General features: G+C 65.5%; 10 protein-coding genes and 3 pseudogenes. 10 read left to right on the top strand and 3 right to left on the bottom strand.

Annotated features, from left to right (window positions below; all coding sequences use genetic code 11):
* Positions 1-20 precede the first annotated feature (20 nt).
* Both ACHMW7_RS28325 and ACHMW7_RS28320 read right to left on the bottom strand, forming a co-directional pair.
* A pseudogene (locus ACHMW7_RS28325) lies at positions 21-2642 on the bottom strand (autotransporter-associated beta strand repeat-containing protein); the annotation flags it as partial.
* Positions 2643-4251: 1609 nt separating this feature from the next.
* Positions 4252-5103, bottom strand: coding sequence for a hypothetical protein (locus ACHMW7_RS28320; protein WP_395448668.1), 852 nt, complete (start codon positions 5101-5103; stop codon positions 4252-4254).
* A 364-nt stretch (positions 5104-5467) separates the two neighbouring features.
* Between ACHMW7_RS28320 and ACHMW7_RS28315 the strand changes: the two genes are divergently transcribed.
* The 7 genes and pseudogenes from ACHMW7_RS28315 to ACHMW7_RS28285 all read left to right on the top strand — a co-directional run bounded on the left by ACHMW7_RS28315 (position 5468) and on the right by ACHMW7_RS28285 (position 16032).
* Positions 5468-6634: an efflux RND transporter periplasmic adaptor subunit gene (locus ACHMW7_RS28315; RefSeq protein WP_395448667.1), complete on the top strand. Its 1167-nt coding sequence runs from the start codon at positions 5468-5470 to the stop codon at positions 6632-6634.
* A complete protein-coding gene (locus tag ACHMW7_RS28310; RefSeq protein WP_395448666.1) occupies positions 6631-9714 on the top strand; it encodes an efflux RND transporter permease subunit in 3084 nt (1027 codons plus the stop codon). The genes ACHMW7_RS28315 and ACHMW7_RS28310 overlap by 4 nt, the downstream gene beginning before the upstream one ends.
* Before the next feature lie 421 nt (positions 9715-10135).
* Positions 10136-11104 (top strand): helix-turn-helix domain-containing protein, encoded by a 969-nt coding sequence (locus tag ACHMW7_RS28305; RefSeq protein WP_395448665.1) that lies wholly within the window; start codon positions 10136-10138, stop codon positions 11102-11104.
* 148 nt (positions 11105-11252) lie between these two features.
* Positions 11253-13976, top strand: a pseudogene (locus ACHMW7_RS28300) (autotransporter outer membrane beta-barrel domain-containing protein); the annotation flags it as partial.
* Complete coding sequence (locus ACHMW7_RS28295) at positions 13864-14628, top strand: autotransporter outer membrane beta-barrel domain-containing protein (protein WP_395451466.1); 765 nt, start codon at positions 13864-13866, stop codon at positions 14626-14628. The pseudogene ACHMW7_RS28300 and the gene ACHMW7_RS28295, both read left to right, overlap by 113 nt.
* A 272-nt stretch (positions 14629-14900) precedes the next feature.
* Positions 14901-15371: pseudogene (locus ACHMW7_RS28290) on the top strand (glycoside hydrolase family 3 N-terminal domain-containing protein); the annotation flags it as partial.
* Positions 15352-16032, top strand: coding sequence for a glycoside hydrolase family 3 N-terminal domain-containing protein (locus ACHMW7_RS28285; RefSeq protein WP_395448664.1), 681 nt, complete (start codon positions 15352-15354; stop codon positions 16030-16032). The pseudogene ACHMW7_RS28290 and the gene ACHMW7_RS28285, both read left to right, overlap by 20 nt.
* Before the next feature lie 15 nt (positions 16033-16047).
* Here the strand turns inward: ACHMW7_RS28285 and ACHMW7_RS28280 are convergent, their stop codons facing one another.
* On the bottom strand, positions 16048-17019 hold the full coding sequence (locus ACHMW7_RS28280; protein ID WP_395448663.1) for a bile acid:sodium symporter family protein: 972 nt from the start codon (positions 17017-17019) through the stop codon (positions 16048-16050).
* Between the two features lie 151 nt (positions 17020-17170).
* Between ACHMW7_RS28280 and ACHMW7_RS28275 the strand changes: the two genes are divergently transcribed.
* From ACHMW7_RS28275 to ACHMW7_RS28265, 3 genes are all read left to right on the top strand, one after another.
* Positions 17171-18067, top strand: coding sequence for a LysR substrate-binding domain-containing protein (locus ACHMW7_RS28275; protein ID WP_395448662.1), 897 nt, complete (start codon positions 17171-17173; stop codon positions 18065-18067).
* Positions 18068-18141: 74 nt separating this feature from the next.
* Positions 18142-19389, top strand: coding sequence for a flavin-dependent oxidoreductase (locus ACHMW7_RS28270; RefSeq protein ID WP_395448661.1), 1248 nt, complete (start codon positions 18142-18144; stop codon positions 19387-19389).
* Positions 19390-19513: 124 nt separating this feature from the next.
* On the top strand, positions 19514-20263 hold the full coding sequence (locus tag ACHMW7_RS28265; protein ID WP_395448660.1) for a class I SAM-dependent methyltransferase: 750 nt from the start codon (positions 19514-19516) through the stop codon (positions 20261-20263).
* The last annotated feature ends 14 nt before the right edge of the window (positions 20264-20277 follow it).

Raw genomic sequence — 20277 nt, 5'->3', positions numbered from 1 at the left:
GAAACCCTGGTCACGCCGGTGTAGCTGCTGGTGCCCGTGAGAATGGTGGTGCCGGAGCCGGCCTGCTCGAACGTACCGGTGCCCGAGATGGCGTTGGCGACGGTGACGATGTCGGTGCGGTTGAAGGAAAGGGTGCCGGCGTTCTGTACGTTGCCCGAACCCAGCTTGCCTGATGTGGCGCCATCGCCGACCTGGAGCGTGCCGCCAGTGATTTTCGTGGTGCCGGCATAGCTGTTCTCGCCCGACAGGATCGTGGTGCCGCTGCCCTTCTGCGCGAGGCCGCCATCGCCCGACAGGACACCTGCGAAGGTCACCTGGTTCGACCTGTTGAAGGCGAGCGTGGTGCCGCTCTGGGCGACGACCGAGCTGCTGCCGATGCCGCCGCCTGAGGAGCCATCGCCAATCTGCAGCGTTCCACCGAGCAGGGTCGCGGTCCCGGACATTGTATTGGCGCCGGACAGCGTCGCGGTGCCGTTGCCGCGCTTCTCCAGCGTGCCCGTGCCCGAGAAGCTGTTGCCGAGCGTGAAGTCGCCCTCCCGGTTGAGAACCAGCATCGCGTCGTTGATGATGGCGCCGCTGCCGAGCGTGGCGGGCGCTCCGTTGCCGAGGACAAGCTTGCCCGCCGAGATTGTCGTTCCGCCGGTGTAGCTGTTGATGCCATCGAGGGTCAGCTCGCCCGACCCGGTCTTGACGAGGCTGCCCGAACCGCTGATCGCGCCGTTGAGCAGCAGGTAGGTGTCGGTGTCGAACGTGGCCACGGCATCGAGATCGAAAGCATTCTCGAGCCAGGCGTTGGCGCCGTGCAGGGTTGCTGCGCCGCCGAAGGTGACGGTGCCGGTGCCGAGCCCGCCGCTTCCGTCGACCTCGACGGTGCCGCCATCGATGTAAGTGCCGCCTGTGTAAGTGCTGGGCCCGCGCATGAGGAGCCTGCCGGAGCCGGTTTTCACAAGCGCGGTGCCGGTGCCGCTCAGGCCCCAGATGCCGGTTCGGCCGCTGCCGTCGATGGTCAGCCGGTGGCCGTTGCCGTCGACGCCGCCGAAGAATATGAAGCCGGTGTCCGCTTCCGTCAGGACCAGCGCGGTGCCGCTCAGGCTGGCTTGGGCCTCGACACTGCTTTCGCCGGAAATCGTGTGCAGGGCGCCCTTGCCGTTGGCGCCGGTGCCATTGAGTCGCAGCGCGCGCGCTTTGAACATCATTTCGCCGTCGATCTCGAGCGTGGCGTTGGCCGCGACATCGATGGCGTTCGAAGCGCCGCCGAGCGAAGAAGCGTTGCGGACGCCAAGGGTACCGGCATTCACGGCGATGCCGCCGGTGAAGGAATTGAGGCCGGTCAGGATCGTCTTGCCCGTGCCGCTCTGCCTGAAGCCGCCGCTGCCGGAGATGCCGGTGGCGAGTTCATAGGTGTCGGAACGGTTGACGGCCAGCGTGCCGTTGTTCTGGATCGGGCCGAGGACCGAGCCGCTGGTGCCGCCATTGCCGAGCTGGAGCGTGCCGACGCCGATCACGGTGGTGCCGGTAAAGGTGTTGTCGGCGGTGAGGATCGTCGTGCCCGAACCAGCCTGCGCCACCGTGCCCGTGCCGGAGATGACGCCGTCGACGGTCAGCGTGCCGGCACGGTTGAACGTCAGTGTGGTAAAATCTGCCAGCTCGATGTTGCCGGCGAGGGACCCTGTCGAGCCGCCGTCGCCGATCCGCAATTCTCCGCCGCTCACGATGGTGCCGCCGCTGTGCGTGTTGGCGCCAGCGAGCGTGAGCTGGCCAATGCTGGTCTTGACCAGCGCTCCGCTGCCCGAGATTGCGCCCGCGAAGGTCGAGGTGACGCCGCCCTGGCCGACGGTCAGGGTACCCGTACCGAGCGCGACCGCGCCGGTGCCGGTCAGCCTGCCGATGGTCTGGGCCTTGCCGTTGAGGTCGAAGGTGGCGCCCGCGGCGACGGAAAGATCCTTGCCGAACAGCAGGCTGCCACCGGTGCCGAGCCTGAGCGTGCCGGTGTTGACCGCGGTGCCGCCGGCATAGGTGTTGGCGGCGCCGAGCACCACGGTGCCGTCGCCTGATGTGCTCAGCGCGCCAGCGCCGCTGAGCAGGCCGTTATAGGTCAGCGTGATGCCGGCGTCAGCCGAAAGCCCGCCGCCGCTGGCGCCGAGGGTCGCGTCGCGGCCGGTGGCGAAGGACGCGGTGGCATTCAGCGTACCACCGGTGAAGCTTAGCGCGCCGTTGCCGAGGCTGGCGTCTGAAGCCACCGACAGCGTGCCGCCCGAGAGGTTGGTGCCGCCGGTGTAGGTGTTGGTACCGGTCAGGGTGGCGGTACCTGAGCCGATCTTGTTGAGCACTGCCGTGCCGGTGAGTTTTGTCGCGTAGGACCCGGCATTGAAGTTGAAGGCAACTGACGCATCGATGGTGCCGGCACCAGTGGCGCTGCCGCCGGTCGAGGTCAGGGTGGCGAGCGAAAACGTGCGCCCCGCGCTGATGTCGATGGTGCCGCCCGCGCCGTTAGTCAGTTCGCCGACGCCGGTCAGGTTGCCGCCCGACAGCGACAGCCTTCCTCCAGTGTTATCGAAAGTGACGTTGCTGGCGGTAACGTCGCCGGCCTTGACGTTGACGGTGCCGCGGTTGACGAACTGGCCCCAGCCGCCCGACAGCATGCCCCGGCCGTTGAAGTTCAGCGTCGCGCCGGTTTCGTTCGTCCATCCGCCGGCAGCGTTGACAGTGCCGGTGTCGGCGACATTGATGGTGCCGTTGTTGACGAAGCCGCCATTTGTCGTTTCGAGCGTTGCACCCGAGGCGATGTTCATCGTCGCGAAGTTCGTGCCCATATCCAGGCTGAGTGACCTGCCCGTGTCGACGGTGACGAGGCCATAGTTCTTGAGGTCGTAGATGGACCTGGCATTGTTGGCGGAACTGGCTCCTTGCACCTTCATTTCGGCGCCGCCGTCGATCAGGACCCAGGTCGGCCTGGTGCCGTAGGAATAGGTGCCCGAGATCGTCGTGACGCCGGCGCCGAGATGGATCGCACCCTGCACCGTGCCCTGGTTGGGGGCGGAGCCCAGGCTGTTGATGCTGTTGGTGCCGCCTGTGATGTAGATCGCGTCCTGCCCGCTGAGCGTGCGCCTGATCGCGCCCGCGGTGCCGATTGTGATGTTCAGGTTCTGGCCGCGGATACCGACACCGCTGGCGCCGCTCGCCGCCCTGTTGCCATTCCAGCCGCCGCCGGCGGCGCCTTCGACACCTGTGACATCGCCATTGACGATGATCGTTGCGCCATTCGGATCGGTGACCGAGATGCCATGGCCACCACTGCCGCCGCCGCCATGATCGCGTGGGTACAGTGTTCCACCTGGACCGCCATTGGAGTTGCCGGCTTCCCCCTCACCACCCAGGCCACCACGCACGAACACGCCGGCGCCAACCGTTACGGTTGTCGAACCGCTGGTGCCGCCGATGACAATGCCGCTGCCGCCGCCGCCGCCCCCGCCGCCGCCGGCGATCGAGGTGCCGCCAATCTGGACGCCGCCGTAACCACCCTTGCCGCCTTTGCCGCCGGCCGAGTTCTGACTGACGGTCACGTTGCCCGAGTTGACCACCAGCCCCGCGCCGCCGCCGCCACCACCACCGCCGCCGCCAGCGCCGTTATAGCCGGCGCCACCGCCAGCACCGCTGTCGGCAGCGCCGCCGCCGCCGCCGCCGAAGCCGTTGGTCCCGCCGTTGCCGCCATTGGTGCCGGAAGGCTGTCCGTTGCCCGACTGGCCGCCGCCGCCGCCGCCGCCGCCCGACGCTAGCACTGCACCCATGCCGGTACCTCCGGCTCGGGTGCCGGAACCGTTGCCGCCATTGCCGCCGTCTGCACCCGTGGTCTGGGCAACAGCCGGGCCTATGGCGGCGGTCATCACCAGCGGCGCCACGAGTGCTGTGCAGGTCAAAAGCGCGGCGCGGTAGATGCCATACCGGGACGGCGCGGAGCGATCCCTGGTTGCATGGTCATGCCGTGCTGCTTCATTTCGGCTGCGAATGCTGCTCACGTGATATTCCCCGGATCGCGGACGCAAACCGGCAGCCGGTGGCGCGCAAGGCTCCGCCGGCGCCGCGACAGGTGTGCTGTCGGCGCAGTTCACATCGGCTGCTAAGTTCAGCTCCGGCGCCCGCCCTAAAACCCCAAGCGCCGGGATGAGCGGGACCCTATGCCCGCCAAAAAAAGGGGTCAATTGTTAGAGACTGACTATTATTGGGGGGAATTTCGGCCGTTATTGCAGGTGTTTAGCCGATTTCGGGGGCGAGCGAGGCCTCGTACGCCGCGTCGATCACGGCGAGCTTCGCTGCCTGTGCGGCGGCGATTTCGTCGAGGAATCCCCTGGAAACCCACATCACTGAGCTGCCGCGCTTGCCGCGCCAGCCGATGCTGCCGAGTGCTTCCGCTTCGCGCAACTTGCGGGCGAGATGCGAGCGCGAAAGCTGCAGCCACAGGCCCATTTCGGCGATCGAGGTGATGTTCGTCGACAGCTGCTCGGCATCGGTGGTGGCTTCTTCCAGCCCGGCGATCAGCCGTTCCATGATGATGCCGCCATTGTTGAGCCAGGTGAACAGAGAGAAGGTGTTGGCCGGCTCGCGGATGGCATGCGAGGACAACAGCCCGTCGCAGATCAGCGGCTCGATGCGGGCAAGGCCGTCTGGTGTCGCCAGGTAGGTGGCCAGGCGCTGGCCGCCGTCGAGGCCGTCGAGCGTCGCCAGATGCACCATGACCCAGCCGTGTATGGCATCGATCGTCGATTGCGACGGACGCACCGGCCGTGCCCGGCGGTCGTCGGTCTCGGGGCAATATTCGATATAGCAGTAATTGAGCAGTTCCTTGAGGAAGGCGTCGGCGGTGTTGCGGCTCGCCACCGCATGGGCCTGGGTCATGTCGAGGAAGCGCGACGTCAGCAGCCCTGGCTCGCCGGCTTCCCGGTTGAAGTAGAGGGCGAAGCCGATATGGCCCATCAGCCAGCGTTGCTGGGTGGCGAAGACGGACGACTGCCGGGGATCGGCCTCGTAGGCCATCAGCAATGCCTGCGACTGCCGCCGGATGAACTCCTGCAGCGCGGGGTGGCTGGCGATTACGTCCGCAGTCATTGCCAAGAATCGGCCCTCGAACTGTTCGTTATATCCACGCATCGACCCTGATCTGTCCAGCCCTGTCGAAGTAGTCGGACATGCGCGTCATGAAGTGATGCGCATGGCATGCGCTGGGGTAAATCTAACTCGGCAAATGACCTTTCGATCAGCCTTGCCAAGGGAAATTCAAGCTGCGGATGCAAAAATGGCCGGCAGCAGGCGTCACGACAGATTGCTGCAATGGTCCCCTGTCATTTGGCAGATCATGAAAACGGGTCTGGCCCAAATATTAGATTGATCAATCGAATAATGGTACGTTGGCTGGGAGGATGCCGGCGGCCGCCGTTCTTCGGAGACATCTGACTGTGGAAAGTTTGTACAAATGACGCACTACCTTCACCGCCATGCAGGGATCGCGGCCGTTGCCGTGGCGCTGCTGGCAAGCGCGGTCATGCCTGCGGCAGCCGACGGCGCCGCCAACGCCGCGGTGCAGACCGAAACCGCAAAGCGCCTGGTGTCGACCTTCGTCGTTGCCAGCGACATGACCGAATGGACGCTGTCGTTCACCGGCATCCTTGCGGCTCGCGAGGAAGTCGCCGTCGGCGCGCCGTTCCAGGAGCAACGCATATCAAGCGTTGATGTCGAGGTCGGCGACCGCGTCGAGGCCGGCCAGATCCTGGTCCGGCTCGACACGGCGATGCGCGACAACCAGCTGCGCGAGAGCGAAGGCCGTCTGGCGCGGGCCAATGCGGCACTCGCCCAGCAGCAGGCCAAGGCTGCGCAGGCTTTGGCAGCACTACAGCGCGCGACGCCGCTCAAGCAGTCGGGCGCGCTGTCGGCGCAGGGCTATGCCGACCGTGCATCGACCGAGGCCGTCGAGCGCGAGGGTGTCGCCCTGGCGCAGGGCGAGGTTGACCAGGCCGAGGCCCAGCTCACCGAATCCCGCCGGCTGGTTGAGCGCAACGTCATCGTCGCTCCTGTTGCAGGCGTCGTGTCCGAACGCCACGCCAATGCCGGCGCGCTGACCGGGTCGGATCCGCTGATCAGGCTGATCCGCGATGGCGAAGTCGAACTCGCCGCCGAGATTCCCGAACGCGAGCTGCCGCGACTGGCTGTCGGCCAGGCTGCCTCGGTCAGCCTGCCGGGCGTGGACGGCAAGATCCCGGGCAAGGTCAGGCTGATCTCGCCGAAGATCGACCGCGACACCCGTCTCGGCGTGGCACGCATCGCCTTCGAGACGGATACCGCCTTGTTCCCCGGCGCTTTCGCCCGCGCCGTGGTCGTGGTGGCGAAGCGCCAGGCGATTGTCATCGCCGATTCGGCACTGGTCTATGGCGGCAAGGACAAGACCGCCGTCTTTGTGGTCGAAGACGGCAAGGTCGACCTGCGCCCGGTCCAGACCGGCATGCGCAACAATGGCAGGCTGGAAATCCGCGCCGGCCTCAAGGATGGCGACGTCGTCGTCGCCAAGGCCGGCGCCTCGCTGCGCGACGGCGACGAGGTCGCCACCACCGACATCGGTGCCAAGACCGGAAGTGTCAGGCCATGATCAGCAACATATCCGCCTGGGCGATCCGCAAGCCGGTGCCCACAATCGTCCTGTTCGTGGTGGTGACGCTGGCCGGCATCGCAGCCTTCATGCGCCTGCCGGTCAACGCCAACCCGAGCCTGTCATTTCCGATCGTAACCGTCGCGGTGACGCAGCCAAGTGCTGCGCCCGCCGAGATGGAGAGCCAGATCACCCGCCGCGTCGAGGGATCCATCTCAGGCCTCGCCGGGGTCAAGAACATCCGCTCGACGATCAAGGACGGCGTGTCGACGACCACCGTCGAGTTCAAGATCGGCGTCAACCCCGACCGCGCCACCAACGACGTCCGCGAGGCTGTCGGCCAGATCAGGTCCGACCTGCCGCAGTCGATCCAGGAGCCGATCATCTCGCGCGTCGATGTTGAAGGTGGAGCGATCCTCTATTTCACCATGCAGGCGCCCAACATGTCGGTGCTCGAGGCGTCATGGTTCGTCGAAGACATGGTCAGCCGCGAGCTTCTCGCCGTGCCCGGCGTCCAGAAGATCGAGCGCCTCGGCGGCGTCAATCGCGAGATCACCGTCTCGCTCGACCCCGACAGGTTGCTGGCGCTCGGCGTGACGGCGGACCAGGTCAATACGGCGCTACGCGGCATCAACGTCAACGTCCCCGGCGGGCGTGGTGAGATCGGCGATAGGGAGCAGTCGATCCGTACGCTCGGCAGCGTCACCTCGTTCGATCAGCTGCTCAGCCTTTCGGTGTCCCTTCCGGGCAAACGCTGGGTGCAGCTCAGCGACATCGCCACGATCACTGACGGACCGACCGAGGCGCGCGGCTTCGCGCGCTACAACGGCGAAGCTGTTGTCGGCTTCTCCGTCTTTCGCGCCAAGGGCTATAGCGACACTGCCGTTGCCGACGCGGTGACCAAGCGCTTGGGCGAAATCTCCGCGCGGACATCAGGCGTTGCCTTCAACGAGGTGATCTCCAACGTCGAATACACGCTGGAAAGCTACAACGCCGCGGTAACCGCACTGGTCGAGGGCGCTGCCCTGACCGTCCTTGTGGTGTTCCTGTTCCTGCGCAACTGGCGCGCCACATTGATCGCGGCGGTCGCCATGCCACTGTCGATCCTGCCCACCTTCGCTGTCATGGATCTGCTTGGCTACACGCTGAACGGCGTCAGCCTGCTGGCGCTGACGCTGGTCATCGGCATCCTCGTCGACGACGCCATCGTCGAGATCGAGAACATCGAGCGCCATGTCGACATGGGCAAGCGACCATACCTCGCCTCGATCGAGGCGGCCGACGCCATCGGCCTGGCGGTCGTTGCAACGACCCTGACCATCGTCGCTGTTTTCGCGCCGGTCAGCTTCATCGGCGGTGCCGTCGGCCAGTATTTCCGGCAGTTCGGCATCACCGTTGCCGTCGCCGTGATGATCTCGCTGGTCGTGGCGCGCCTGCTGACCCCGCTGATGGCGGCCTATCTGCTGCAGCCAAAACCTGCCGGCCATCACGCCGCCCAACCCTCGCGGATGTCGCTGCGCTATCTCGCCGTGCTCGGCTGGACGCTCGACCACCGCAAGACGACGTTCGCGCTGGTCGCGGCGTTTTTTGCCGGCTCGGTGTTCCTGCTGACCCAGCTTTCGACCGGCTTCGTTCCCGGTACCGACAGCAATATTTCGGAGGCCAACATCACGCTTCCCCCGGGCACCAGGCTCGAGGAGACCGCGCGTGTTGCCGACGAGATCGTCAAGCAGCTGAAAGAGCGCAAGGAAGTGGCAAGTGTGCTGGCTGTCACTGGCGACGCCACCAAGGTGACCCTGGTCATCCGGCTCGTGCCGCGCGGCGAGCGCGAACTCAACCGCAAGGAGTTCGAGCTGTCGGCCTTGCCGATCCTGGCAGGCATACCGGATATCCAGTTCAGCTTTTCCTCCGACACCGGCGGCAAGGAGCTGTCGATATTCCTGGCCGGCAACAACCCGGAAGAGCTGAATATGGCGGCGCGCCAGCTCGAAGAAGAGATGCGCAAGCTGCCGCAGCTGGCCAACGTCCTGTCCAACCAGGCTCCGACGGCGCCCGAACTGCTGGTCAGGCCGCGCATGGACGAGGCGGCCCGCCTCGGGGTGTCCGTGGTGTCGCTCGGCACCGTGGCCCGCATCGCCACGCTCGGCGAAACCGACGCCAATTCGGCGCAGTTCAACCTCGGCGACAGGCTGGTGCCGATCCGCGTGCTGCTCGACAAGTCGGCGCGGGGCGACCTCGAGACGTTGCGCAACCTCAGGGTCGGCACCGATGGCGGCGCCGTGGTGCCGCTGACGTCGGTGGCCGACATCGACTTCGGTGCCGAGGAAGGCAAGGTCGAGCGCCTCGACCGCAAGCGCATGGTGGCCGTCGAGGCCAACCTGAACGGCGTGACGATCGGCGACGCGATGAAGGCCGTCGAGGCGCTGCCGTTGCTGAAGAACCTTCCGGCCAGCGTCACGAACGTCAAATACGGCGCCTCGGAAGAAATGGGCGAGATGTTCCGTGGCTTCGCGTTGGCGCTGGTGGCGGGCATCCTGATGGTCATGGCGGTGCTGGTGCTGCTGTTCAGGAATTTCCTGCAGCCGATCACCATCCTGATTGCCCTGCCATTGTCGCTGGGTGGTGCCGCACTGGCCTTGCTGCTCTACGGGGCCGCGCTCGACCTGTCGTCGACAATCGGCATCCTGATGCTGATGGGCATCGTCTGCAAGAACTCGATCCTGCTCGTCGACTACGCCATCGACTGCCGTGCCCAGGGCATGGAGCGCCGCGAGGCGCTGATGCAGGCCGGCATGACCCGCGCCCGGCCGATCATCATGACGACGATCGCCATGGTTGCCGGCATGGTGCCGGCGGCGGTCGGCATCGGTGCGGACGCCAGCTTCCGCGCGCCGATGGCGGTGGCGGTAATCGGCGGCCTGGTCACCTCGACTCTGCTCAGCCTGGTCGTGGTGCCGGTCATGTTCACCTCGATGGACGACCTCAACGCCTGGTTCGCCCGCCGCCTCAAGCGCCTGACGTCGGTGACCGAGGCGGACCGCGCCGAAGGCGAGCTGATCGCCGAACGGGCAAGGGGCTGAAGGGCGCAGGCCTGAGATTTGCGGGAGGCCGCGATCGTTGCCAGGCAGGCAAGCTCGGCGACCAATGCCGATGGGATCGGCTGCTAGCTGACGCAGACAGACGATGGCTCGGACGGCTGGCGACAGGTCAGCCGTCCGACAACGGCACCCGTCAGATTGCCCACGTCGGAGTATTGCGTCGTTTGGTAGGTCATGCCGACGAAAGACGTCTGAGGAGGAATGGAAATATAGACGAAGCAGAAATACAGGCACTGGTACTTCGTGGCACATGCTGGCATGTAAACGTCTGCGCGAGCATGGTTACGCGCTCATCATTGTATTTTGAGCGGATGATATATGACGCACAAGAATGCTCCAAGCCAGGCGATCAACTCGGCATTGCTGACGCCGCAGGAAAATTTCCAGCGCTGGCGCGATGGGCTTGCCAGCGTATTTGAAGCGCTTCCGCCCCGATTTTGACACGACGCCGTTCCATGCCGACCTCACCACCTACAATCTCGGCAGCTTTCTGCTCGGCCGTTCGCATGCCTCGCCGCAGTCGTTTCGCCGCGACCGCCAACTTGCCTCCGCCGTCGGCGTCGATCATCTGGTGGTGCAGCTCTACGTCTCGGGCGAATGTGAATTCGAGGCCGACGGTCACATCTCACATGGCAAGGCCGGCGACGTCGTCTGTTTCGACATGTCGCGGCAGATGAGCTCGCGGTCGTCGACGCTGGACACAGTGAGCATCGTCCTTCCGAGGGAGCTGGTGCGGCTTGCACCGCGCACGCTCGACACCCTGCACGGTGCGGTGCTCGATGGCGAGACGACGTTCGGCACGCTCCTGCGCGAGCATCTGATGTCGCTGGCGCGGGTGGCGCCGCGTATCGATGCAAGCGAAAGCAGGCTTGCAGCCGAGGTGACAGGCACGCTGATCTCGGCAAGCCTTTCGGCAGCCGTTTCCGGCAATGACGCCACCGGGGCCGATCTCGTCGGCGGTTCGCTGCAGGCGATCCAGAGCTATATCGAGCGCAACCTGAACAACGAAGCTCTGTCGCCAGAGATGGTGATGCGGCATTTCGGGTTGTCGCGCTCGGCATTGTACCGCACCTTCGAGGCGCTGGGAGGCGTCGCCGAATACATCCGCGACCGTCGCCTCGATCGCGCGTTTCTGCGCCTTACCTCGGCGGGAACCGGCAGGGGCGGTGTCTCGAAACTCGCCTTTGCTTGCGGCTTCAGCAGCGAAGCTGCATTTTCGCGGGCATTCCGCCTGCGTTTTGGCATGCCGCCGCGCGAGGCGATGCTGGAAGCCGACCGGCGGACACTGGCCACAGGCCATCTTGTCGACACCGAGGGCAACTGGCTGCAAGCCTGGCTTGACGGCCTGACCGCCTCCGGCGCCCGCGCCTGAGACGAATCCGGGCCAGTCTGGGACGAAATCACCGGCTATCGTTCTCGGTGCCGAATACCCCCCATGCTAGACGTCCCGCACCGGTGGCCACGTCCATTAGCGGCGGATAGCGGCGTGCCGGCAGCTGCGTGGCGGGGGGCCCAAACCTATGAGAAATCAGCTTTGGCTCGACTCGCAGCGCGTCCTGTCGCGGTGCCGCCTATACCTCCTTCGCGGCACCGCGCTGGCAGGCTTTTCCAGAAGCAAGCTTGCATCCGCGGCGGTCTCGATTGTGCTTGTGGCTGCGTTTGCAACGCCGGCCAGCGCTGATGGCGGCAACGGCGGAAATGGCGGCGGCACCGGGGGATTCGACGGTTCCATCGGTCACGGCGGGCAGGGAGGGGAAGGCATCTACGGTTGGGGCGGTGGTGGTGGTGGCGCTGGGGTCGTCGGCGGCGCCGGCGGCGCGGCGATGGCTGGCCACGGCACCGGATCTGGCGGCGCGGGCGGCAACCATGGCTATGTCGGAACCGGGTTGCCGTCTGGCGCGGTGACGGGAACTGACGGGCTTCGCGGAGGGGATGCGTACAAACCCGCCGCCGGCCACATTTACCCCGGGGGCGGTGGTGGCGGCGGCGCCGGCGGCTACGGTGCCGTTGTGACAGGCAGCGCGGTCAATGCCGTCATTTCGCACGACATCATCGGCGGCAATGGCGGAGATGGAGGCAGTAGCGTCGTCAACCACATCAGCCACCAGGGTGGCAGCGGCGGCTCCGGCGGCCGGGGGCTCCATTTCACCGATGGCACCCAGCTCAAGACGATCACCGTCAGCGCCACGATCCGTGGCGGCAATGGCGGCGCGGGCGGCGCCAGCGGCAATGCTCCGCCTGCCAGCAATGGTTGGGGCGGCATTGGGATTTTCGGCTCCAATCTTGCCATCATCAACCGTGGAACGATCGCCGGCGGTCTGGCGGCGGATGGCAGCCGCTTCCAGGCCGTCATATTTTCCGGCGGCGTCAACCTGTTCGAGGTTCATGCGGGATCGAGCGTAGCCGGCAATGTCGCGGCGTTCAGCACCGCAGACACCCTCCGACTCGGTGGGACTGCGGCCGGGACTTTCGACGCCTCCCTCATTGGCAGCACCTATCATTATTTCGGCGTCTACGAGGTTGCCGCGAATTCCGACTGGACCGTGACAGGCACGGCAACGGCCTACGCGCCATGGAAGATCGCCGGCAGGATGACGGTCGGGTCGGATGCAAGTCTTGGCCATCCCGATACTCTCTTGACGCTTGCCGGCGGCACGCTCGCCACCACGGCGAGTTTCACCAGCGCGCGCAGTGTCAGTCTCGTGGGCAACGGGCGCTTCGACCCCGCTGACGGCACGACGCTGACCTTGACGGGCCAAGTGGGCGGTCCCGGCACTTTGGTGAAGCAGGGCGATGGTACGCTCGTACTGGCGAGCGCCAACACCTATGGCGGCGGCACGACAATTTATGGCGGCGCGGTATCCGTGTCAGCCGACAACAATCTTGGCGATGTGGCGGGTGGCATCGTTCTCAATAGCGGTACGTTACAGAACACTGCAGCCTTTACGAGCGCCCGCGACGTCACGGTGGACCCGGAGGGCAGGGGCACCTTCCTCACCGATGCGGACCTGACGCTTTCTGGCAAGATCAGCGGCGGGGGCTTCAACAAGGATGGAGCAGCCACGCTGACCCTGACCGGCGACAACGCTGGCTATGGCGGCAACATCAGGATCAGGTCGGGGACGCTCGAAATCGGCAATGGCGGGACGACGGGTTCGCTCGGCAGCGGCGATGTCTTGAACAACGGCACGCTTGCCTTCAATCGCTCCAACGACTTCAGCTTTGGTGCCGCGATCATGGGCAATGGCAACCTCGTCAAGAAAGGTACTGGCGAACTCACCTTGACAGGAACCAGCACCTATGGCGGCGCAACGACGGTGCGAGCCGGCACGCTGAGGGTCAATGGTTCCATCGCCGGCAGCGGGGTCGATGTCCAGGACGGTGCCACGCTTGCCGGTTCGGGCACGGTCGGTTCAACCGTCGTTGCCGCAGGCGGACGGATTGCGCCAGGCAATGGCATCGGCACGCTGACGGTCGCAGGCGATCTCACCATCAATGGCGGGCGCTACGATGTCGAAGTGGACCCACAAGGCAGCGCGTCCGATCTGATCAAGGTCGGCCGTACCGCGACGTTGAACGGCGGCTCGGTCGTTCATATCGGCGCTGGCGGCAAGTATCGGCCGAACTCGACCTACACCATCCTGACGGCGGGTCAGGCCGTCTTTGGCAAGTTCGGTTCTGTCTCCTCCAATTTTGCCTTCCTCAACCCGGCCCTCAGCTACAATGAAAATTCGGTAGCGCTGAAGCTGACGCGCAACGATACCGATTTCAGCGCCATCGGTTCCACTCGCAACCAGGTCGCCACCGGTGCCGGTGCCGAAAGCCTGCGCATGGGCAACAAGGTCTATGACGCGATCTTGCCGCTCGACGCAGGTTCGGCGCGCAAGGCCTTTGACGGGCTGTCCGGCGAAGTGCACGCCTCGCTCAATGGCGCGTTGATCGACGACAGCCGCTTCATGCGCGACGCCACCACCGATCGCATCCGTGCGGCCTTCGAGGATGTCGCTGCGGTCGCGGTGCCGGTGACGGCCTATGGTCCCGATGGCGCCGCGATCGCAGCCGCCGCGACCGACAGCTTCGCCGGCTGGGGCAGGAGCTTCGGCGCCTGGGGATCGTTCGACAGTGACGGCAATGCCGCCGAATTCAGCCGCTCGACCGGCGGTCTGCTTGTCGGTGGTGACGCCGCCATCGGTACGCATTGGCGGGCCGGCATGGTTGCCGGCTACAGCAAGACCAGCTTTGACGTCGATGCGCGCGACTCGTCGGGCGACAGCGACAATTACCACCTCGGCCTCTATGGCGGTGGCCGCTGGGGGGCGTTCGGTATCCGGCGCCGGCGCCGGCTACAGCCTGCACAGCGTGTCGACGACGCGCACCGTGGCATTCGACGGTTTTGCCGAAAGGCTGACTGCCGACTACAATACCGGCACTGCCCAGCTGTTCGGCGAAGCCGGTTATCGTCTGGACACGGCCGTGGCGAACTTCGAGCCGTTTGCCGGTCTTGCCCATGTCAGTGTGCGGCACGATGCCTTTGCCGAACAGGGCGGGGCGGCGGCCCTCCATTCCGTTGCCACCACCAACGACGTCACCTTCGCCACGCTTGGCCTGCGTGCCGCCGCCGCTGCCCATGTCGGCGGCATCGAGGCTACGGCGCGCGGCATGATCGGCTGGCGCCATGCCTTTGGCGACGTCACGCCATATTCGGCGCTCGCTCTTGCCGGCGGCAACGCCTTCACCATAGGGGGCACACCGATCGCCAGAGACACGCTGGCGCTGGAGGCCGGGCTCGATGTTGCCGTTTCGCCCAACACCAAATTCGGCCTGGGCTACAACGGCCAGATCGCCAGCAACGCCCGCGACCATGCCGTCAAGGCTGACCTCACGGTGAAGTTCTAGAGCCTGGTCCATTCCGACAAAACCGGAATGGGGCTCCATGTTCTTGTTGCAGCGTGACCTTCCCGAAAAATGGCCCCCACTTTTCGGATCACGCCCCCTGAACATGGAGCCACCTGGCACGACAGCGCCGCGCCTGCTGAAAGGTGCGGCGCTGTCGTGAATTGCCTTCAGCCTGCTCGAAAACCGATTCCGATTTTCCGGCTCATGCACTAAGGACGTGTTTGGATCACAAACAGTGCGTCGCACCGGACAGCCGGCGGAGTTGGCAAAGCATGGATCTCTCATTCGATCTCGGGCGCGGCCCAGCGTCCTTTGGACATCGGTTCCTCATCGGCCTGCAGCCGGGGCATGTGCTCGGCGACAAGGACAAACGGCTGCTGTCTCTGCTCAAGCCTGCCGGCGTGGTGTTGTTCCGCGCCAACTTCCTGCCCGACGCGCCTTACGAGGACTGGCTCGACAATCACGCGCGGCTGCTGTCCGACGTGCGCGAATACATCGAGCGCGACGAGGTCATCATCTCGATCGACCATGAGGGCGGTGGCGTGTTGCGGCCGCCGGCACCGATCACGCCGTTTGCCTATGCGCGCGAATGGCCCAAGCAGGCGTCCGACGTCGGCAAGGCGATGGGCATCGAGCTGCGCTCGCTCGGCTTCAACGTCAATTTCGCGCCTGTCGTCGACGTCAATTCCAATCCGGCCAATCCGGTCATCGGCCAGCGTTCGTTTGGCACGACGCCGCAGGACGTGGTGCCGGCGGCGCGCGAGTTCCTCGACGCGCTGCAGGCGGAAGGCGTGCTGGGCTGCCCCGAAGCATTTCCCCGGCCATGGCGACACGGCTGTCGATTCGCACTATTCGCTACCGGTTATCGACGTCGACCCCAGGACCTTCCGCAGCCGCGAGCTCGAGGCGTTCCGCCATTTCAACGATGCGCAGACGCGCATGATCATGACCGCGCATATCGTCATCTCGCAGATCGACCCGGGTATTCCGGCGACGATGTCGAAGGTGATCCTGCAGGACATCCTGCGCAAGGAACTGGGTTACGAAGGCGTGGTCGTCAGCGACGATCTTGGCATGAAGGCGATTTCCGACCGCCTCGACAAACCGGAGACGACGATCCGGATCATCAATGCCGGCTGCGACCTGTTGTGCATGTGCGCCTACTGGGCTGACACCGAGGTCATCCTGCGCATGATCGACTTCATGTCGGCCGGCCTGAAAGCCGGAGAGATCAAGGAGCGCGCGCTCGAGCAGTCGTTCACAAGGGTCGCGGGCCTGCTGTCGGATCTGCCCAACCACAAGGTCGAAGTGCTTGAAGAGGAAACTTTCCAGCGCCACGCTTCGGTCGCCCCGCTGCGGGCGAGGTCATTGCCGGCCAATCACGGCGGCGCCACCAAGATCTGAGATCGGGTCGCGCGGCTATTGTGCCGCGCCTTGGGCCTCGATGACCGGCGCGCGTTCGGCGGCGGCGCGTTCAGCATAACGCCGCGCCATCCAGGCGCAGACCATCAGCTGCATCTGGTGATAGAGCATCAGCGGCAGCACGATGGCGCCGATCTCCTGGCCGGCGAAGATGACATTGGCCATCGGCACGCCCGAGGCCAGGCTCTTGTGCGAGCCGCAGAAGGCGACTGTGATCTCGTCCGCCTTCGAAAAACCGAGCAGACGGCTGGCGAAGATGGTGATCGCCAGCACTGTCGACAAAAGGAAGGCGGCGATCAGCAAAAGCACCACCAGCGACTGCAGCGGCAATTGCTGCCATAGGCCGGCGACCATCGCCTTGGAGAAGGCGAGATAGATTACCATCAGGATCGAGCCGCGGTCGACGATGGTGACCAGCCATTTGTGCCTGCCGAGCCAGCCGGCGAGCCAGGGCTGGACAATCTGGCCGGCGATGAACGGCGCCAAGAGCTGCAGCATGATGCCTTCGATCGCCGACAGCGACACCCCGCCACCTCCGGTCTTGGCAAACAGCAGCCCGACCAGAAGCGGGGTCAGGAACATGCCGATGATGTTGGAGGCGGAGGCCGAACACACCGCGGCTGGCACGTTGCCGCCGGCAAGGGCGGTGAAGGCGATGGATGACTGCACCGTCGACGGCAGCACGCACAAAAACAGCACGCCGGCATAAAGCGCTGCCGGCAGCACCGTCGGCACCAGCAAGCCGAGCAGCAGCCCGAGGATCGGAAACAGCGCGAAGGTCGAGGAGAAGACCAGCAGATGCAGCCGCCAGTGCGTCATGCCGGCGATGACGGTCGCGCGCGAGAGGCGTGCCCCGTGCAGGAAAAACAAAAGCGCAATCGCAATATTGGTCGCCGTGCCGAAATGACCGGCGAAGCTGCCTTGCGCCGGTAGCAGCGAAGCCAGCGCGATGCAGGCGATCATCAGCATGATGAATGTGTCTGGACGAAAACGTGCGAACAAACGCGTGATCCCTTGGCAGCGAGCTAAATTTGTATACAGTATGCCAAATGCCGATTGCATTGTGAATGGCGCATACAAAAATGATGCTCATTTCGTTTCGTGAACACAGGGAGGGATCATGTTCGATCCGATACTCCTCCAGACCTTCGTAGCCGTCGCCGGCTCGCGCAGCTTCACCGGGGCTGCGGTGCATCTCAGGCTCGGCCAGTCGACAGTGAGCCAGCACATCCGTCGGCTCGAGGTCAGCGTGGGCAGGCGGCTTCTGGTTCGCGACACCCATTCGGTGATGCTGACGCCCGACGGCGAGGCGATGCTGGGCTTTGCCCGCTCGATCCTCGACGCCAATGAACGCGCCCGCAGCTACCTCCAGGGCGCGCGGCTGAGCGGCCGCATCCGCTTCGGCGCGTCGGAAGACTTCGTCACCACAAGGCTCGCCGACGTGCTGCACAAATTCACCGAGCGCCATCCGTCGGTCGAGCTCGAGCTGACGGTGGCGCTGTCGAGCACGCTGTTCGACCTGCTCGACGAGGGCGCGCTCGACCTCGTCATCGCCAAGCGCCGCGTCGGGCTCAACCAGCAGCGCGAGGCGCGCAGCGGCGTCGCCGTGCGCACCGAACGCCTGGTCTGGGCGGCGCGCGACCCCTCCGTGGTCGAGGCCGGCAAACCGCTGCCGCTGATCCTGTTTTCGCGCCCCGGTATCACCCGTGTCGCGGCGATCGAGGCGCTCGACCGCAAGGGCATTCCCTGGCGCATCGTCTGTACCAGCGGCAGCCTGAGCGGGCTGCAGGCGGCGGCGCGTGCCGGGCTCGGCGTCATGGTCCAGCCGCGTGGCATGGTTTCATCAGGGTTGATGGTGTTGCCGACAAGCCCGCAGCTGCCGCAGCTCGAAGAGGTCGAGTTCATCCTGACCAGTGCGGCCAACGAGCCAACCGGCGTTGCGGCAGCACTTGCCAAGGAAATCCTCGACCGCAACGCGCGCCAGGAGTTCGAACTGCCGTTCCGCGAGGCGGTCTAGCCGCCTTCCGGGTGGCCTTCGCGGTTTTGGACAAGAAAATAATCAGTATACTGCCGTTATTGGTGGAGAGCCACATGGACGTGATGATCATCGGGGCAGGCATCGGCGGGCTGACTTTGGCCCTGATGCTGCACAAGGCGGGCGTTCCCTTCCGCGTCTACGAAAGCGCGCAGGAGATCCGGCCGATCGGCGTCGGCATCTCGGTCCTGCCGCATGCCAGCCGCGAGCTGACCGAGCTCGGCCTCCAGGATGCGTTGGCCGAGGTCGCGGTCACGGCGCGCGAATCCTGCTTCTTCAACCGCTTCGGCCAGCTGATCTACAAGGAGCCGGTCGGCACCTTTGCCGGCTACGATTACCCGCAGTTCCAGATCCATCGCGGCGACCTGCAGCAGATACTCCACCGCGCGCTCGTCGAGCGGGCTGGCCCCGATTGCGTTGTCACCGGCTGGAAATGCATCAATGTCGAGCAGTCCGATACGGCAGCCACCGCCCGCTTCGTCGACGGCCGCACCGGCGAGGACCGGCCCGTCCAGCATGGCGCTGCCATCATCGGCTGCGACGGCATTCACTCCGTCGTGCGCCGCAAGCTCGTGCCCGACGATGGCGGCCCGATCTACTCCGGCGTCAACATGTGGCGCGGCACGACCTGGTGGAAACCCTATCTCGGCGGCGCGAGCTATGTCCGCGCCGGCTGGCTGGCGCACGGCAAGATGGTCATCTACCCGATCCGCAACAAGCTCGACGGCGAGGGCCGGCAGCTGATCAACTGGGTCGCCGAGATCGAGACGCCGCGCTATCACCAGCAGGACTGGAACCGGCGCGGCCAGATCGACGATTTCATCGGCGCCTTCGCCGACTGGAGCTTCGATTTTCTCGATGTGCCCGGCCTGATCCGTGGCACTGAGGCGATTCTCGAATATCCGATGGTCGACAAGGACCCGCTTGCCCGCTGGAGCTTTGGGCGGCTGACTCTTCTAGGCGACGCCGCCCATCCGATGTATCCGCGCGGTTCGAACGGCGCCGGCCAGGCGATCCTCGACGCGCGCGCGCTCGCCGACAGTTTTGCATCGGGCGGCGACGTCGCAAGCGTGCTCAAGGCCTATGAGGACAAGCGGCTGGAGGCGACCGCCACTGTCGTTCGCACCAACCGTACCACGCCGCCTGATATCATCCTCAAGGAGGTCTATGAGCGCACCGGCGACCGGCCCTTCGCGCGCCTCGACGACGTCATCAGCCAGGACGAACTGGCGGCGCTGTCGAACAGCTACAAGAAGGTCGCGGGCTACGACAAGGCGACCGTGGCCGAGCGACGAAGGGCGTGAGGGGCTTGCTCGCTGGAATGCAGACGCAGGCCATCGCGGCTGCTATGCCTCTCCGATGCCCGACCAAGCAGACATCGCCTCGCCAAAGCTCCTCCACGCCAGAGCGTGGTCGGAGGACTACGAGTTGATCGACCTGCAGCTGTCGCCGCTCGGGCTGGCAGCCATGGATGCGCTCGGTGTCGGGCGGGGAGAGATCGTACTCGACGTTGGCTGCGGCACGGGACAGACGCTGCTCCAGCTCGCCGAACGAGTTGGAGCAGGGGGGCAGGTGATCGGCGTGGACATCGCGCCGCTGCTTCTCGACGTTGCCCGGCAAAGGACGCAAACGCTCGGCCAGGTCAGCCTTTTCGATGCGGACGCGCAGGCCCTCGACCTCCCGTCAACAAGCGCGGACGCCGTGTTCTCCCGCTTCGGCGTGATGGGTTTTGCCGATCCGGTCGCAGCCTTTGCCAATTTCGCGAGGATGCTGAAGCCAGCGGGCAAGCTGGCGTTTGTCTGCTGGCGCTCGCCCGAGCAGAACGAGCTCGACCGCTTTCCGCTGGCCGCCGCCGGATTTGAGTCAGCCGCCGCCGACACCCCGTTCAGCTTCGCCGACCCGGACCACATCCGTGGCACGCTTGCCGCAGCCGGCTTCGGCGACATCGCCATTTGGCCGCTAGATCAAATGGTGTCGAGCGGCGATGTCGACGCCATGTCCCAAGTGTTGTCGAAGGTTGGTCCGCTCGGCAGGATCCTGCGCGAAAACCCCGCGCTGCGTGCAACGGCCGAGTCTCGCTTGCGCAAGGCATTGGCTGCCCTGGGCGATCCGACGTCGGTGGAGCTTAGGGCTTCGGTGTGGATCGTGACCGCGCGGGCCGAGGCCACGACGCGGTAGACGACTGCGACCGC

Source organism: Aminobacter sp. UC22_36 (assembly GCF_044056035.1).
GTDB lineage: Bacteria > Pseudomonadota > Alphaproteobacteria > Rhizobiales > Rhizobiaceae > Aminobacter.
This window is presented reverse-complemented; position numbering and strand designations above follow the sequence as displayed.

Excerpts from the sequence above, each read along its gene's own strand:
- ACHMW7_RS28275 (WP_395448662.1), top strand. The coding sequence starts at position 17,171 with ATGTTCGATCCGATACTCCTCCAGACCTTCGTAGCCGTCGCCGGCTCG.
- ACHMW7_RS28310 (WP_395448666.1), top strand. The coding sequence starts at position 6,631 with ATGATCAGCAACATATCCGCCTGGGCGATCCGCAAGCCGGTGCCCACA.
- ACHMW7_RS28270 (WP_395448661.1), top strand. The coding sequence starts at position 18,142 with ATGGACGTGATGATCATCGGGGCAGGCATCGGCGGGCTGACTTTGGCC.
- ACHMW7_RS28315 (WP_395448667.1), top strand. The coding sequence starts at position 5,468 with ATGACGCACTACCTTCACCGCCATGCAGGGATCGCGGCCGTTGCCGTG.
- ACHMW7_RS28320 (WP_395448668.1), bottom strand. The coding sequence starts at position 5,103 with ATGACTGCGGACGTAATCGCCAGCCACCCCGCGCTGCAGGAGTTCATC.
- ACHMW7_RS28295 (WP_395451466.1), top strand. The coding sequence starts at position 13,864 with ATGCCGCCGAATTCAGCCGCTCGACCGGCGGTCTGCTTGTCGGTGGTG.
- ACHMW7_RS28280 (WP_395448663.1), bottom strand. The coding sequence starts at position 17,019 with ATGCTGATGATCGCCTGCATCGCGCTGGCTTCGCTGCTACCGGCGCAA.